The 16328-nt window shown below is 61.5% G+C and carries 14 protein-coding genes and 1 rRNA gene; 8 read left to right on the forward strand and 7 right to left on the reverse strand.

Annotated features, from left to right (window positions below; genetic code table 11):
- A 16S ribosomal RNA gene (locus GGD53_RS05515) occupies positions 1 to 78 on the reverse strand; the annotation flags it as partial.
- A 645-nt stretch (positions 79 to 723) separates the two neighbouring features.
- Here GGD53_RS05515 and GGD53_RS05525 point away from each other — a divergent pair.
- The 4 genes from GGD53_RS05525 (at position 724) to GGD53_RS05540 (ending at position 6129) form a co-directional block, all read left to right on the forward strand.
- On the forward strand, positions 724 to 1671 hold the full coding sequence (locus tag GGD53_RS05525; RefSeq protein ID WP_184454348.1) for an ornithine cyclodeaminase family protein: 948 nt from the start codon (positions 724 to 726) through the stop codon (positions 1669 to 1671).
- Positions 1668 to 4133, forward strand: coding sequence for an ATP-dependent helicase HrpB (gene hrpB / locus GGD53_RS05530; RefSeq protein ID WP_184454350.1), 2466 nt, complete (start codon positions 1668 to 1670; stop codon positions 4131 to 4133). The genes GGD53_RS05525 and hrpB overlap by 4 nt, the downstream gene beginning before the upstream one ends.
- 21 nt (positions 4134 to 4154) lie before the next feature.
- Positions 4155 to 5483, forward strand: a complete 1329-nt coding sequence (locus GGD53_RS05535; RefSeq protein ID WP_184454352.1) for an ActS/PrrB/RegB family redox-sensitive histidine kinase — start codon at positions 4155 to 4157, stop codon at positions 5481 to 5483.
- 67 nt (positions 5484 to 5550) lie between these two features.
- Complete coding sequence (locus GGD53_RS05540; protein ID WP_085857700.1) at positions 5551 to 6129, forward strand: ActR/PrrA/RegA family redox response regulator transcription factor; 579 nt, start codon at positions 5551 to 5553, stop codon at positions 6127 to 6129.
- Positions 6130 to 6141: 12 nt separating this feature from the next.
- Here GGD53_RS05540 and GGD53_RS05545 read toward each other — a convergent pair whose 3' ends face one another.
- Positions 6142 to 6636, reverse strand: a complete 495-nt coding sequence (locus GGD53_RS05545) for an MmcB family DNA repair protein (protein WP_011423458.1) — start codon at positions 6634 to 6636, stop codon at positions 6142 to 6144.
- A 179-nt stretch (positions 6637 to 6815) separates the two neighbouring features.
- Between GGD53_RS05545 and GGD53_RS05550 the strand changes: the two genes are divergently transcribed.
- Positions 6816 to 7499 (forward strand): L,D-transpeptidase, encoded by a 684-nt coding sequence (locus GGD53_RS05550; protein WP_011423457.1) that lies wholly within the window; start codon positions 6816 to 6818, stop codon positions 7497 to 7499.
- A gap of 69 nt (positions 7500 to 7568) precedes the next feature.
- Here GGD53_RS05550 and GGD53_RS05555 read toward each other — a convergent pair whose 3' ends face one another.
- The 5 genes from GGD53_RS05555 to hslV form a co-directional block, all read right to left on the reverse strand.
- Positions 7569 to 9740: a malate synthase G gene (locus GGD53_RS05555; RefSeq protein WP_184454354.1), complete on the reverse strand. Its 2172-nt coding sequence runs from the start codon at positions 9738 to 9740 to the stop codon at positions 7569 to 7571.
- An 85-nt stretch (positions 9741 to 9825) separates the two neighbouring features.
- The gene (locus GGD53_RS05560; protein WP_184454356.1) at positions 9826 to 11238 is read right to left on the reverse strand and encodes a cytochrome P450; all 1413 of its coding nucleotides are present in this window, start codon (positions 11236 to 11238) and stop codon (positions 9826 to 9828) included.
- Positions 11239 to 11286: 48 nt separating this feature from the next.
- The gene (locus GGD53_RS05565) at positions 11287 to 12234 is read right to left on the reverse strand and encodes a DUF1402 family protein (RefSeq protein ID WP_184454358.1); all 948 of its coding nucleotides are present in this window, start codon (positions 12232 to 12234) and stop codon (positions 11287 to 11289) included.
- 188 nt (positions 12235 to 12422) lie between these two features.
- Positions 12423 to 13730, reverse strand: coding sequence for an ATP-dependent protease ATPase subunit HslU (hslU, locus tag GGD53_RS05570; protein ID WP_184454360.1), 1308 nt, complete (start codon positions 13728 to 13730; stop codon positions 12423 to 12425).
- A 102-nt stretch (positions 13731 to 13832) separates the two neighbouring features.
- On the reverse strand, positions 13833 to 14360 hold the full coding sequence (gene hslV / locus GGD53_RS05575; RefSeq protein WP_184454362.1) for an ATP-dependent protease subunit HslV: 528 nt from the start codon (positions 14358 to 14360) through the stop codon (positions 13833 to 13835).
- Positions 14361 to 14537: 177 nt separating this feature from the next.
- Between hslV and hisB the strand changes: the two genes are divergently transcribed.
- From hisB to hisH, 3 genes are read left to right on the forward strand one after another with little or no spacing between them, the layout of a single operon-like run.
- Positions 14538 to 15146, forward strand: a complete 609-nt coding sequence (hisB, locus tag GGD53_RS05580; protein ID WP_184454364.1) for an imidazoleglycerol-phosphate dehydratase HisB — start codon at positions 14538 to 14540, stop codon at positions 15144 to 15146.
- Between the two features lie 21 nt (positions 15147 to 15167).
- Positions 15168 to 15653 (forward strand): DUF2628 domain-containing protein, encoded by a 486-nt coding sequence (locus GGD53_RS05585; RefSeq protein WP_184454366.1) that lies wholly within the window; start codon positions 15168 to 15170, stop codon positions 15651 to 15653.
- Positions 15654 to 15655: 2 nt separating this feature from the next.
- A complete protein-coding gene (gene hisH, locus GGD53_RS05590; protein WP_184454368.1) occupies positions 15656 to 16306 on the forward strand; it encodes an imidazole glycerol phosphate synthase subunit HisH in 651 nt (216 codons plus the stop codon).
- Positions 16307 to 16328 lie beyond the last annotated feature (22 nt).

Consider the following 16328-nt stretch of genomic DNA (forward strand, 5'->3'; position numbering starts at 1 on the left):
CCTTGCGGGGCGCTCGACTTGCATGTGTTAAGCCTGCCGCCAGCGTTCGTTCTGAGCCAGGATCAAACTCTCATGTTGAGAATTCAATCATTGGCTTTACGTCACGTTCTGAATCGACGAGAACTTCACACCTGTCTTCCAGGAGAAAAGGTCGAAACCCCATCTCCGAAAACCAGTGTAACTTCTCTTGATAAACGTGACCGCCAAAGTCTCTTTCAAAGGATCCAATCTCTCAGATCCCGCAAGCTCCGCCGCCCACGTTTCTCTTTCTTCTCATCTTCAATTGTCAAAGAACCGACGACACCAGCCGTCACCAAAACCCGCTCCAAACCTAAGCCCGAAGCAACAAACCAGCAATCGCCAATCCGCTTGAGTTTCTTAAGAGCGAGAGACTTCGTCGCCAGCAGCGCCGCCGCCCTCGTTCAGTGAGTGGGCTTATAGATCCTTCCCCTTTTCTAAGTCAACACACCAAGCCAAAGTTTTTTGACATTTTTGTAACGGGTTGATTCAAAAAGGGTTTTTGGCTTGCCGTCCGAAACCGCGCAAATTTACTGCCCGATCTGGCAGTTCCGGAGATTCGTTTTCGCCGAATCTCGATAAATCGCTTCGACGGCGAGGCCATGACCTATATGGGAAGCCGTGAGATGGAATTCCAGGGCGCTTGCCTCTCACGCACGCCACTCGCTAGTTTGCCGGGGAGAAAATGATCCGGCGGAGTGAAAAATGCTTGTCCTTAACGAAGAACAGACGCGCGCGGCCCTGCCCTGGCCTGAGCTGATCGAAGCGATCGCCGCCATGTTTGCGAGCGAATGCGTGATGCCGGTGCGTCATCACCACGAGATGGATGTGCCCGGTGAAGAGAGCGCGACGCTGCTTCTGATGCCGGCCTGGGATCCCGGGCGTTATGCCGGGGTGAAGGTGGTTTCGGTCTTTCCCGGCAATGCGCAGCGAAGCCTGCCAGCAATTTCAGGGACCTATCTTCTTTCCTCAGGCGCGACCGGCGAAATGCTGGCCGTGATCGACGGCGCCGAATTGACGGCGCGGCGGACAGCGGCGGCATCGGCGCTCGCCGCCCGTTATCTCGCGCGCCCGAATGCGGAGGAAATGCTCGTCTGCGGAACCGGGCGGCTGTCACTCAACCTGATGCTCGCCCACGGCACGTTCCGGCCCATCCAGAGATACAGGATCTGGGGACGCAACGCGCAAGCGGCGGAGAAGATCGCGGCGGAAGCGCGAGCGCTGGGCCTCGATGCTAGAGCCGTCGCCGACAGGGAAGCGGCGGCGCGGACGGCCGACATCATTTCCTGCGCCACGCTTTCCAGCGAACCGTTGATATCAGGGGTATGGCTGAAGCCCGGCGCGCATCTCGACCTCGTCGGCGCGTTCAAGCCGAGCATGCGCGAAAGTGACGACGAAGCCATTCGCCGCGCTTCGGTGCATGTCGATACCCGCGCCGGCGCCACCAGCGAGGCCGGCGACATCGTTCAGCCGCTGACAAGCGGCGTGCTCGACTTGAACGACATCCAATCGGAGCTTGCGGAACTCGTCAGCGGCGCCCATGGAGGGCGTAGCCATGACGAGGAAATCACGCTGTTCAAGTCGGTCGGCGCAGCACTCGAGGATCTCGCCGGCGCCATCCTTGCCTATGAGACGGTGGCGGGCCGCAAGTGACGATCAGTGCATCATTGCCGGAGCTTCCGGTTTCCCATGTCCTGCCCGCCGTCGCGGCGGCACTGGCCGAGCAGAGACGCGCCGTTCTTTCCGCTCCGCCCGGGGCCGGCAAGACGACGCTGGTGCCGCTCTACCTGCTCAACCAGGCCTGGCGCGGCGACGGCAAGATCATCCTGCTCGAACCGCGGCGGCTGGCGGCGCGAGCCGCAGCCAGCCGGATGGCGTCGCTCATCGGCGAACAGGTGGGCGAGACGATCGGCTACCGCATGCGCCTCGACAGCAGGATATCGGCGGCGACCCGGGTCGAAGTGGTGACCGAAGGGGTTTTCGCCCGGATGATCCTCGACGATCCGGAATTGACCGGCGTCTCGACCGTGCTTTTCGACGAATTCCATGAGCGGTCGCTCGATGCCGATTTCGGGCTGGCGCTGGCGCTCGACGTGCAGTCGGCGCTGCGCGAGGATCTGCGCATCCTGGTGATGTCGGCGACGCTCGACGTGGAGCGTGTGGCCGGCCTGCTCGACCATCCCCCTGTCATCGAGAGCCTGGGTCGCAGCTTTCCGATCGACATCCGCTATCAGGACCGGCCCGGCGGCGAGCGCATCGAGGACGCCGTCACGCGGGCGATTATCGAGGCACATGCCGACGAGGAAGGCTCTATCCTCGCCTTCCTGCCCGGCCAGGCGGAAATCACGCGCACCGCAGAGCGCCTGCAGGGGCGATTCGGGCCTGAAACTTTGATTGCCCCTCTCTACGGCAATCTCAGCCAGAAGGAGCAGGATGCGGCGATCCGGCCAGCGCCGAAGGGGACGCGCAAGATCGTCCTTGCCACCTCGATCGCCGAAACCTCGATCACCATCGACGGCGTCCGAATCGTCATCGACGGCGGATTGCAGCGGCTGCCGGTCTTCGAGGCGTCGACCGGGATTACGCGGCTCGAGACGGTGCGGGTGTCGCGGGCCTCCGCCGATCAGCGGGCCGGCCGCGCGGGACGAACGGAGCCTGGCATCGCCATCCGGCTTTGGCACCAAGGGCAGACGGCGGCGCTGCCGGCTTTCACCCCGCCGCAGATCCTCTCCAGCGATCTCTCCGGTCTGGTGCTCGATCTTGCGCATTGGGGCGTCCAGAATCCCGCTTCCCTTGCCTTCGTCGATCAGCCGCCGGAAACGACGCTTAAGGAAGCGCGGGCGCTGCTCGGCCAGCTGGGAGCGCTCGACAAGGACGGCGCGTTGACCGTCCGCGGCAGGACGATGCGCGATCTCGCTCTGCCGCCGCGGCTTGCCGCCATGGTCGTTTCATCAGGCGAATCGGGCCACGCCCGGGAGGCGGCGATGATTGCCGTGCTCCTGACCGAACAGGGGCTTGGCGGACCGAGCATCGACATTGAGGACCGGCTGCGGCGATTCAAGGCCGAACGCGGTGACAGAGCCGACGCCTCGCGGCGGCTGGCTGGACGACTGGCCGCGGGTCTCGAGACCGTCACAACAGCCGCACCCGTATTGGCGGGTCAGCTGCTGCTGCACGCATTCCCAGATCGGATCGCGCTTCAGCGCGGCGGGCGCGGGCGATTCGTCATGGCGAACGGGCGGGGAGCTGAACTGCCGGAAACCGAGAGGCTCGCCGGCAGCCAGATGCTCGTCATCGCCGATCTCACCGGGCGCGCGGCGCAGGGGCGGATTCTGGCGGCGGCCGAAGTAACGCGTGCGGATATCGAAGCCGAACTGCCTGGCGAGATCAGAACCGATGACCAGATATTCTTCGACCGGCAAAGCCGGCAGGTGCGGGCGCGGCGGGCAACTCGGCTTGGCGCAATCGTCTTCGAAGAGACGCCCCTGCCGCGTCCTTCCGGAGCCGCCGTCACTCAGGCGCTGATGGAGGGCGTGCGCGAATTGGGGCTTGATCAGCTCGCCTTCTCGAAGGAGGCCATGCAGCTTCGCGAACGGATCGGTTTTCTTCATCGGACGATCGGTGATCCCTGGCCCGATGTCAGCGACGATGCTCTGCTTTCTCGGCTGGAGGATTGGTTCGCTCCCTTCCAGGAGGACGCCCGTAGCCTTTCTGAGGTTTCTGCGGCAGGGCTTTCGAACGGCCTGATGTCGCTGGTGCCGCACGAGCTGCAGCGCGATCTTAGCCGGCTTGCCCCGACGCATTTCGAGGCGCCGACCGGTCAAAGACACCCTATCCAATATGAGGGCGAGGAGCCGGTCCTGACGATCCGCGTGCAGGAGCTGTTCGGGCTCAAGCAGCATCCGGCGGTCGCCGGAGGCCGCCTGCCACTGCTCCTGGCGCTGACGTCGCCGGCGCACCGGCCGATCCAGACGACGCGCGACCTGCCCGGCTTCTGGGCGGGTTCATGGAAGGATGTACGCGCCGAGATGCGCGGACGCTATCCCCGCCACCCCTGGCCGGAGCGGCCGGAAGAGGCGTCGCCGACGACACGGGCAAAACCACGTGGTACATGAGAGCCATCAAGGAGCCCCGGCATGATCGACAAGCCCGGCGTAATCGACAAGACCGAAAGCCATACGCTGGAAGACCGGCACAGCAGCCGCAGGCTGCGGCTGCAGACGCTGGTGCGGCTGCGCTGGCTTGCCGTCGGCGGCCAGGCGCTGACGGTGTTCATCGTGGCCTTCTGGCTGAAATTTCCCTTGCCGCTGATCGCCAGCTCTTTGCTGATTGCCGCGCTTGCCTGGGTGAATTTCTACCTGACGATCCGCTATCCGCCGACGCACCGGCTGGAACCGCCGGCCGCCTTCGCTTTGCTCGGCTTCGACCTTCTGCAGCTCTGCGCGCTGCTCTTCATCACCGGCGGCCTTGCCAATCCCTTCGCCGCACTCGTCTGCGTGCCCGTCATCATCTCTTTCGCCTCACAGCCGATCCGCTACAGCACGGCGCTGATCGGCTTTGCGATGGTCTGCATTACCGTGCTTGCCTTTTCGCCTTTCCCGCTCCCCTGGTTCGACGGGGTCGAGATCAATGTCCATAACGTCATGCAGTTCGGCGTCTGGTGCTCGATCGCGTCGACCATGGCCTTTGCCGCCTTCTATGCCTATCGCGTCTCGATGGAAGCAAGCCAGCTTGCCGATGCGCTGGCGGCGACGGAACTGGTGCTGCAGCGGGAAAAGCATCTTTCGCAGCTTGACGGTCTGGCTGCGGCCGCCGCTCATGAACTCGGCACGCCGCTTGCCACGATCAGCGTCGTCGCCAAGGAAATGGAGCGCGAGCTCAAGGACGATGATCGCTTTCGCGAGGATGTCATGCTGCTGCGAAGCCAGAGCGAACGCTGCCGCGACATTCTGCGGCGGCTGACGACGCTCTCCTCCGAAGGCGAGGCGCATATGCGCCGGCTGCCGCTTTCCTCGATGATCGAAGAGGTCGTCGCGCCGCACCGGGAATTCGGTATCACGCTCGAGCTCATCGAAAAAAGCCCGCGCAAGAGCGAGCCGGTCGTCGACCGCAATGCCGGCATCATGTACGGGCTCGGAAACCTCATCGAAAATGCCGTCGATTATGCCAGAGAGAAAGTGACCATCACCGTCGAACACGATCACGATAAAGTGCTGATCGTCATCGAAGACGACGGCAATGGTTATTCGCCTGACATACTGACGCGAATCGGCGAGCCCTATGTGACCAAGCGGCAGAAGGAAGATACGGCCGGCGGCCTCGGGCTCGGACTTTTCATCGCCAAGACGCTGCTGGAGCGCTCGGGCGCATCGCTGATTTTCGAGAACCGCGAGCCGGAAAGAGCCGGCGCGCGCATCCGCATCGAATGGCCGCGAATGCTGATCGACGCAAATTCGACAAAATGAGTTTGTGGGCATAAGTAGAAGAAAAACGGTTGACCGACATCAGGCCCAACCGCCGGGACCCGAGACGATGACAGAACAGAATCATGGAAATTTCGCCGCATCGGATGAAGACCATATCGGGCCCGACGCCAGCCTGCTGATCGTCGACGATGACGGGCCGTTTCTGCGCCGTCTCGCACGGGCAATGGAGACGCGCGGCTTTGAGGTGGAGACGGCCGAATCAGTGGCGGAGGGCGTTGCGAAATCGAAGGGCAGGCCGCCGAAATATGCTGTGGTCGATCTTCGCCTCGGCGACGGCAACGGGCTCGACGTCATCGAAGCGATCCGCCAGCGGCGCGACGACACGCGGATCATCGTGCTGACCGGCTACGGCAATATCGCAACGGCGGTGACGGCGGTAAAACTCGGAGCCGTCGATTATCTGGCCAAGCCTGCGGATGCCGACGACGTCTTTTCGGCGCTGACACAACGGCCGGGTGAAAAGGCCGAACTTCCGGAAAATCCGATGTCGGCCGATCGGGTGCGCTGGGAACACATCCAGCGGGTCTATGAAATGTGCGAGCGCAATGTTTCGGAAACGGCACGCCGGCTCAACATGCATCGGCGAACGCTGCAGCGCATCCTTGCCAAACGCGCGCCGAAATAGACGAAACCTTCGTCAGACATCATCCACGGTGAACGGTTTTCCGTTCGCCCATTCGGCCATCATCAGCCTTTGCGCGGCGGCGCGCGAGAAACTGAGCGTGACGGATTTGCGCGTGGCCGGCGCCATGCGGTGTTCCGGCGCCTCGCGAATCATGTGGGCGCCATAGCCATCCGAGAGGAAGAGCCCGCATTCTTCGGGAAAGATGTCGAGCGGCACACCTTCGTGAGTCGCGAAGAACAGACGATCGCAGTGCAGCCTGTATTCCGGCCACTTACGATCTACCCGGAAATCCTCGATCGATGTCTTGATTTCGATAATCCAGACTTCGCCCTTTTCCGAAAGCGTGATCAGATCGGCGCGGCGGCCGCTGGCGAGCGGCAGTTCCGGCAGCACGGCATGGCGCATTTCATGCAGTAATATCTGCGTTCCGCGCCGCACCATCATGGCCCTGTCCGATTGCCGGCCATCGATTAACGGGTTGTTATTGTAAACGCTCAAAATCGTCATGGATAACCGTCGCAGAGCCGGGTGTGTTGTTGCAAAAAAACCATGCGCTTTTAATTTGCGCAGCAGACGAATTCGTCGCGCCACAGTAGCCTTGCAAAGCGCAAGTTAATCGAAAATAAACCATAATCAACGATGGTCGAAAGACTGTTCTCCTCGCCCAAAAACTTCAAGAGTTATCTATGCGCATCCGCAATGCATTCCCTGTATTTGGCCTGCTGACGACGCTCGCACTGGCCGGCTGCTCCACCAATTCCGAAAGCGCATCCGTCGACGACAAGGGAGCAGGCCCGACGGTACAGACAGCTCAAATCTTCAACGACGCCTATGGCGTGACGAAGGATGCCGGATACTCCCTGCCGGCGATCCCGATCGACAGGGTCAAGCCGCAGTTCCGCCGCCAGGTCGTCAGCTACCAGACCACCGAGCGTCCAGGCACCATCATCGTCAATACGCGCGAGCGCTTCCTCTATTATATCCTGCCAAACGGCAAGGCGATGCGCTACGGCATCGGCGTCGGCAAGCAGGGCTTCGCATGGGCCGGTACCGCCTACGTCGCCTGGAAACAGGAATGGCCGACCTGGCACCCGCCGAAGGAAATGGCTGAACGCCGCCCCGACGTCGCCAAATACGTCGAGGAGGGCATGGGCCCAGGCCTCAGCAATCCGCTCGGCGCGCGCGCCATGTATCTCTTCAACGACGACGGCAAGGACACCCTGTTCCGCCTGCACGGCACGCCGGAATGGGCTTCGATCGGCACCGCCGCTTCCTCGGGCTGCATTCGCCTGATGAACCAGGACGTCATCGACCTCTACAGCCGCGTCCGTCCCGGCAAGGGGACCTCCAAGGTCATCGTCATCCAGTAAGGTAGATACCGAATTCGGTATAAAAAAGGCCGCCGGACTGTCGTCCCGGCGGCCTTTTCGTATTCTCAGTCACGCCGATTGTTTTGCCTTGAGCTCGAGGCGGCGGCGGTGAAGCACCGGTTCAGTATAGCCGTTCGGTTGCTCCCTGCCCTTCAGGACAAGATCGAGGGCGGCCTGAAAGGCGACCGAACCATCGAAATTGCTGGCCATCGGCCGGTAGGCCGGATCGGATTCGTTCTGTCGGTCGACGATGGCAGCCATCCGTTTCATCGTTTCGACGATCTGAGCTTCAGTGACGACTTTGTGATGCAGCCAATTCGCCATGTGCTGGGCCGAAATGCGCAAGGTCGCGCGGTCCTCCATCAGGCCGATATTGTTGATGTCGGGCACTTTCGAGCAGCCGACGCCCTGATCGATCCAGCGCACGACATAACCGAGGATACCCTGGGCATTGTTGTCGAGTTCTCGCTGAATTTCCTCCGGCGTCCAGTTCGGCCGCACCGCAACCGGCACGGAGAGAATGTCTGACAGTTTGGCGCGGGCCCGGTCCTTCAGCCCCTGTTGAACCCGGGCGACATTGACCCGGTGGTAGTGGGTGGCATGCAGGGTTGCAGCCGTCGGCGAAGGCACCCAGGCGGTATTGGCGCCGGCCTTGGGGTGGGCGATCTTCTGTTCCAGCATCGCCGCCATCAGGTCCGGCATCGCCCACATGCCCTTGCCGATCTGCGCATGGCCGGAGAGGCCGCATTCCAGACCGATATCAACGTTCCAGTTCTCATAGGCCGATATCCACGCTGCCTGGCGCATATCGCCCTTGCGAATCATCGGACCGGCTTCCATCGAAGTATGGATCTCGTCGCCGGTGCGGTCGAGGAAACCGGTATTGATGAAGACGACGCGCTCGCGGGCGGCACGAATGCACTCCTTGAGGTTGACCGTCGTGCGCCGCTCCTCGTCCATGATGCCCATCTTGATGGTGTTGCGCGCCATGCCGAGCGCGTCTTCGACCCGAGAGAAAATCTCGACGGCGAAGGCGACCTCTTCAGGCCCATGCATCTTCGGCTTGACCACGTACATGGAGCCGGTGCGGGAATTCTTCTTCCGGCCGGCGGGACCAATATCATAAAGCGCGATCAGAGCAGTGATGACCGCATCCATGATGCCCTCAGGCACTTCGTTGCCGTCCTTGTCGAGGATCGCGGGGTTGGTCATCAGGTGGCCGACATTGCGCACGAGCATCAATGAACGGCGATGCACCTCGAACGAAGCGCCATCCGGGCCGGTATAGTCCAGATCCGGGTTGAGCTTGCGGATGACAGTCGTTCCGCCCTTTGCCACCTCTTCCTGCAGATCGCCCTTCATCAGGCCGAGCCAGTTGCGATAGACGACGACCTTATCTTCAGCATCGACGGCGGCAATCGAATCCTCGCAGTCCATGATCGTGGTGATCGCCGATTCCAGCCAGACATCGGAAATATGGGCCGGATCGGCCTTGCCGATCGCGGTTGTCGGGTCGATGACGATATCGATATGGATGCCGTTATTCTTCAGGAGAATGTGGGTCGGCGCCGCGGCATCGCCGCGATAGCCAGCAAAATGCCCGCCATCCCCGAGCATTGTCTGCTCGCCGTCGACCGATCTGACGACGAGCGTTCCGTCCTTGACGGCGAAGCTGCCGACATCCTTCCAGCTGCTGTCCTGCAGCGGCGCCGCCGTATCGAGGAAATCACGCACCCAGGCGATGACCTTTTCGCCGCGTTTCGGATTATAACCCTTCCCCTTCTCGGCGCCGTCGCTTTCGGGAATGGCATCGGTGCCGTAGAGCGCATCATAGAGCGAGCCCCAGCGAGCATTGGCGGCGTTCAGGGCGTAACGCGCATTCATCACGGGGACGACGAGCTGCGGACCGGCGATCGAGGCGATCTCGGGATCGACGTTTCCGGTCGAGACCTGGAAGTCCGATCCTTCCGGCAGGAGGTAGCCGATGCTGCGGAGAAAGGACTGATAGTCGTCCATATCCGACGGGGCGCCATGCTGGCGATACCAGTCATCAATCTTCGTTTGCAGCTCGTCGCGTTTGGCCAGCAGTGCGCGATTGCGCGGGGCGAGATCGTGGACGATCGCCGAAAAATCGGCAAAGAACCTGTCCGCATCGATCGCCAGACCCGGCAGAACCTCCTGCGTCAGGAAATCGTGAAGGACGGTTTCGATGGCAAGACCGTTCTTATCAATGCGGCTCATGCGATATTCTCCCTGGCAACGCCTGTGAATGCTGCCACTTTGCCCGGCTTTCATTCACAGTCAATTCCGCAATAGTTCGAAAGATTTATGCCGTTCGGGAAATTATGCGCGACGTCATGCGCATCGGAAGCCCGTTCTGCGGCTGAGTCGTCAGCTTCTGCACCGGCCATGGATTGGTGGTTGCCGTCTGATCGAAACGGAAACGGTGCATCATCACCGCCAGTGCGATCACCGCCTCCTGCAGCGCGAAGGTCGCGCCGATGCAGACGCGCGGGCCGGCGCCGAACGGCAGAAACTGGAACCGGCCGATGCTGCCGCGGTTTTCCGGCAGGAAGCGCTCCGGCATATAGGCGCGCGGCTTTTCCCAATAAAGTTCGTGGCGATGCAGCGTCCACGGCATGATCAGCACAGTAATATCCGCCGGTATTTCGACCTTTTCGCCCTTGGCGTTTATCCAGAGATCATCAGCGATCGCGGCGCGATTGATCGAAGGTGCGGGCGGATAAAGCCTGAGAGCTTCTTCAAAGGCCGCCCGCGTCACGGGCATCAGATCCAGCCATTCTACAGGTTCGGCTCCAGTCGCCAGGACGGCATCGATCTCCGTCTCCATCGCCTCGCGAATATGCGGGCTGTTGGCCACACAATAGAGCGTCCAGGCAAGCGCACGCGCGGTCGTCTCGTGCCCGGCGCCGATGAAAGTCAGGATATTGTCCTCGATCTCCTCCTTGGTCAGGCCATCCGGACCGGCCTGTTCCAGGAGCAGCGTCAGAAAATCTTCCGGCGCGGCGGCGCGATCGGCCTTCATCTTCGCCAGACGCATATCCATGGTCTCGCGAACGATCGCCCTGAATTTTTCCAGCACCTTCTGACCGCCGATGCGGGTGAGACGCGGCACCCAGGAGGGCGCGCGCAGCAGGTCCATCGGGTCGATGCGGCCCATGCGGTGGAGAAGCTGGTTGACGTCGTCGGCGAAATGACCGCTCGATGAGACGATTTCGCCGGAAAAGAGCGTCTCGGCAAGAATAGCAAAGGTCAGATCGGTCATGTCGGTGGCGATATCGAAGACCTGGCCAGCCGCATCGACGTTCTCGTATTTGCGGACAAAATCTTCCGATTGCCGCAGCATCTGGCCGGCAAAGCCTTTGGAGTGGCGCGGCGTGAAGACCGGCGCGACCGCCTTTCGCGATCGCTTCCAGACCTGGCCTTCCGCCGTCAACAACCCATCACGCAGGATCGGCCGCAGCACCAGCTGGCGAATGTCGGACATGCGGTAATTGGCGGCATTATCGACCAGCACGTGCTTGATCAGGCCGGGATCGTTGACGATCAGGGTGTGTTGCCCGAAGAAACTCGTCTTGATCCAGGGGAGCGTATAGGATGGCTCACCCCAAAGTTCGAGCGGGTTGCGCAGGATGATGCGGATGATATCCAGCCGGCTTGGCGGCACGGTGCGCGGCAGCGGTGCCGGCGGAACGAAGGGATCCGGACGCATGTCCATCGTCAAAGCCTTTCGGGGAAGATCAGCGCCTTCCCGGCAAGCTTGAAGCTAGAGCAGGCCCTTGAGTTCGTCCAGCTTGTCGTTGATCAGCCAGCCGTAATAATTCTCTTCAGGCCAAACGGTCGCACCGGAAGAGCGGTTTTTCGCCGCGAGTGCCGCGGCACGCTGGCGGGAATTGCCGACATTGTACAGCGTCGCCGTCAGGCCGGGATTGCCCGAGATATCCATGCCGGCAATCTCCTTGTAATCGTCGATCGACCGGCGGATCGAGGCCGCGACGAAGGCGAGTGAGATGTCGGGATCCATGATCGCCTTATAGACGTCGCCGGCATTCTTCTCGTTCAGCTTCGGATAGCCGGAGACGCGGCTGACGAGATCGGAGAGCATCAGCGCCGTCAGCGGATTGACCTGGCCGAGGCCGAAGGTCTGGCCGGCGTAAAAGGGCTGGAAGAAGACCGCACTGAAGCGGTTGTTGGGGAAGCTCTCGCCGCCGACGGTCTTGCCGCGGAAATCGCTTTCCCAGACATCCTCCCGGCAGGACCAGAGCGTGTAGGAGTCACTCTTGCCCTTGCACTGCGCAAATTGCGGCCGCGCCACGAAATCATCGACGCTCTCGCCGCCATAGGCGAAGCGGAAGCTTTCACCGGCATAGGAGGCCGCCTTGACATAATAGGCCTGCAGCCGGTCGTAGGCGTCGACATTATAGGTGTGTTCGCCAACGATCGCGCCGATGACATGGATGGGATTGATGCCGTAAGCGCTGGAGACCTTGCGGATCTTGGCCATCAGCTCGCGATCGGTCGCCAGAAGCTCGTGGACCTTCTCGTATTTCAGATCGAAGCTGCTCTTGGTGCCCTTGGTGCGGCGGACGGATGCGCCGGGAATATCGGGCTGCTCAGCATGGCGATTGCCGGCCGGTACCGTCTGCATGGCGAAGGCCGGCGCAGAATTCACCAGGGCAACGGCTATCAAAAGGCTTGTCAAAAGGCGTCGCACGATCCGCTATCCCGTCCGTTCATCGTCCTGCTCGCGATGCGGCTGACTGGACCAGAATCTTGGCCGAATAATGCCGCAGCGGAAAACAAAACGGGCCTTCACTAAAAAGGAAAAGGCCCGCTGTCGATAGTCGAGGTCAACAGAATGCGGCATTCACATCGGTAAAGCCATGAACCGGTGCGCCGATATCACAGAATGAAGCGTGACAGATCGGTATTCTGCGCGAGATCGCCGACATGTTCGCGCACATAGGCTGCATCGATAGTGATGGCTGCCCCGGCCCGATCGGGTGCATTGTAGGAAATATCGTCCAACACCCGCTCCATCACCGTCTGCAACCGGCGTGCGCCGATATTCTCGACCGAGGAGTTCAAGTGCACGGCGACATCGGCGAGCGCGTCGATCGCGTCCTCGGTGAAATCGAGGTTCAGATTTTCGGTTTCCATCAGCGCCCGATACTGGCGGATGAGGCTTGCTTCGGTTTCCGTCAGGATCCGGCGGAAATCTTCCTTGTTCAGCGGACGCAGCTCGACGCGGATCGGCAGGCGGCCCTGCAGCTCCGGCAGAAGATCCGAGGGTTTGGAGACATGGAAGGCGCCGGAGGCGATGAAGAGGATATGGTCCGTCTTCACAGGCCCGTATTTGGTCGAAACCGTCGTGCCTTCGACGAGCGGCAGCAGGTCGCGCTGGACACCTTCGCGCGAAACGCCGGCGCCCATGCCGCCGTCGCGGGCAGCGATCTTGTCGATCTCGTCGAGGAAGACGATTCCGTCGTTCTCGGTAGAGCGTACGGCCTCGCGCTGGATCACTTCATTGTCGATCAGCTTATCGGATTCGTCGCGGATCAGATCGGTATAGGAAGCCTTGACCGTCGTGCGCACCTTCTTGGTGCGTCCGCCCATCGCCTTGCCGAACATTTCCGACAGGTTGAGCACGCCGATATTGGCGCCCGGCATGCCGGGTATTTCGAAGCCGCCCATGCCGGAACCGGCATCGGCCACCTCGATATCGATCTCCTTCTCGTCGAGCTCGCCGTCCCTGAGCTTCTTGCGGAAACTTTCGCGGGTGGCGGGCGAAGCGGTGGTGCCGACCAACGCATCGAGCACACGCTCCTCGGCGCTCACATGCGCCTTGGCCTGCACCTCGGCCCGCTTCTTCTCGCGCACCAGGCCGATGCCGACTTCGACCAGATCGCGGATGATCTGCTCGACATCACGGCCGACATAACCGACCTCGGTGAACTTGGTGGCTTCGACCTTGATGAAAGGCGCGCCGGCGAGTTTTGCCAGACGGCGGGAGATCTCCGTCTTGCCGACACCGGTCGGGCCGATCATCAGGATGTTTTTCGGCATGACCTCGTCGCGCAGGCTCGGGTCGAGCTGCTGGCGACGCCAGCGGTTGCGTAGCGCGATCGCGACAGCGCGTTTGGCGTCATGCTGGCCGATGATGTAGCGATCGAGCTCGGAAACGATCTCGCGGGGGGAAAAGGTCGTCATTGCGTATCATTCTCCTGGCGATCCGGAGCCATCGGCGCCCGGCCGCAATTCGTTATTTCGCCGCGGCAGGTCAGCCGCGGCAGCAGCTGAAAGGCCGGGGATTCAGCTTTCGACATCCAACAATTCCACCACGATATTGTGGTTGGTGTAGACGCAGATATCAGCGGCAATCTCAAGAGCCCGCCGCGCGATCTCTTCGGCCGACTTGTCGGTATCCATCAGTGCACGGGCGGCGGCGAAGGCAAAATTGCCGCCAGAACCGATCGCCGTCGTGCCGTGTTCGGGCTCCAGAACATCGCCGTTGCCGGTGATTGCCAGCGTGATCGACTTGTCGGCGACGAGCATCATGGCTTCGAGATTACGCAGGTATTTGTCGGTGCGCCAGTCCTTGGCGAGCTCGACGGCGGCACGCATCAGCTGGCCGGGATATTGCTCCAGCTTCTTTTCAAGCCTTTCGAGCAGGGTGAAGGCGTCAGCTGTGGCGCCGGCGAAACCGGCGATGACCTCGCCCTTGCCGATGCGCCGCACCTTGCGGGCATTGCCCTTCATGACGGTCTGGCCGAGGCTCACCTGGCCATCGCCCGCCATCACCACCTTGCCGCCTTTTCGAACTGTAATGATTGTTGTCATAAAACACCTGTCTGCCCATGAGGCGGGCCTTTACACGAGACCGCAAACCGGCCCTTGTTGAACCCTATGTAAGCAGGCCGGAGCCGATTGCAAATGGGCGGGCTTTTCTCCTGGCCGGCTTCTGGATATTTGCCGATGCGCCTGATAAGGAACGGCCTTATTCCAATGGAGGGCCACATGGCCGAGACCGCAGCAAGCCGTACGGGCAGCGTTGCCCGCAAGACCAACGAGACGTCGATTTCCGTTTCCGTCAATCTCGACGGCACCGGCAAATCGAAGATTTCGACCGGCGTCGGCTTCTTCGACCATATGCTCGACCAGCTTTCGCGGCATTCCCTCATCGACATGGACATCGAAGCCAAGGGCGACCTGCATATCGACGATCATCATACGGTCGAAGATACTGGCATTGCGATCGGCCAGGCGATCTCGAAAGCGCTCGGCGACCGCCGGGGCATCACACGCTACGCTTCGATCGATCTCGCCATGGACGAGACGATGACCAAGGCTGCAGTCGATCTTTCGGGCCGACCCTTCCTCGTCTGGAATGTCGCCTTCAGCGCGCCGAAGATCGGCACCTTCGACACGGAACTCGTGCGCGAATTCTTCCAGGCGCTCGCCCAGAACGCCGGCATCACCTTGCATATTGTCAACCATTATGGCGCCAACAATCACCATATTGCCGAGACATGCTTCAAGGCGGTTGCCCGCGTGTTGCGCACGGCGACAGAGATCGATCCGAGACAGGCGGGCCGCGTTCCCTCGACGAAGGGCACGCTCGTCTGAGCCCCTCAGGGAGCGGCGACAATGACCTCCAGCTATATTTTCCTGACACCGCCAGGCGGGGCGAGCGTAGCGACCGATGAGGTGCGCACGATTCGCGACGGTTTCACCTGGCTCGGCCTCCTGTTTCCATGGGCTTGGCTTCTGGTGCACCGGCTATGGCTGCACGCGGCTGCGGCGTTTCTCTTGCAGGGAATCGGCGGCGCACTGATGGACGAACCCGGTCTGGGGCCGGCGGGTGCGGCGATCATGCTGGGCGTGAATATAGTGGTCGGTCTCGAAGGCCAGAACTTTCGCATCCGCAATCTTGCCGCCAAGGGCTGGAACGAGGACGCCCTCATTGCAGCCGATAAGCTCGATATTGCCGAGCAGGTCTATTTTGCGGACAAGACGGTCCCTGCGGGCAGTGACGAGACGGCCGCACCGGATTGGCAGAACAAGCCCGGCGCAAACAGGCTGCGCGGCCAAGCGACATCGCTAGGTCTCTTTGGTTTTGATGGAGGACGCTGACGATGCGCGTCGCGATTATCGACTACGGTTCCGGCAACCTTCGTTCGGCGACCAAGGCTTTCGAGCGGGCCGCGCGCGAGGCGGGCATCGATGCTCATATCGATCTCACCGATAAGGCGGAGGACGTTGCTGCGGCCGATCGCATCGTGTTGCCCGGCGTCGGCGCATACGCCGATTGCCGGCGCGGACTGGACGCCGTGCCCGGGATGAGCGAGGTGCTGATCGAGGCTGTCGAGAATAAGGCGCGGCCTTTCCTCGGCATCTGCGTCGGCATGCAGCTCATGTCCTCGCGTGGCCTCGAGAAGACCGTGACACACGGCTTCGGCTGGATCCCAGGCGACGTCATCGAGATGACGCCTGGCGATCCCGCCTTGAAGATTCCGCAGATCGGCTGGAACACGCTCGACCTGAAGCGCGAACATCCGCTGTTCGACGGTATTCCCACCGGGCCGCAGGGACTGCACGCCTATTTCGTGCATTCCTACCATCTTGCCGCCAAAAACCCCGAGGATGTCATAGCGACCGTCGATTATGGCGGGCCGATGACCGCCCTCGTCGGGCGCGACAACATGGTGGGCGCCCAGTTTCACCCGGAAAAGAGCCAGAAGCTCGGCCTCGCCCTGATCGCCAATTTCCTGCGCTGGAATCCGTAATACCTCCGCCTTATTTCCTCTT

It is taken from the genome of Rhizobium aethiopicum (assembly GCF_014197535.1).
In the GTDB taxonomy this organism is placed as follows: Bacteria; Pseudomonadota; Alphaproteobacteria; order Rhizobiales; family Rhizobiaceae; genus Rhizobium; species Rhizobium aethiopicum_A.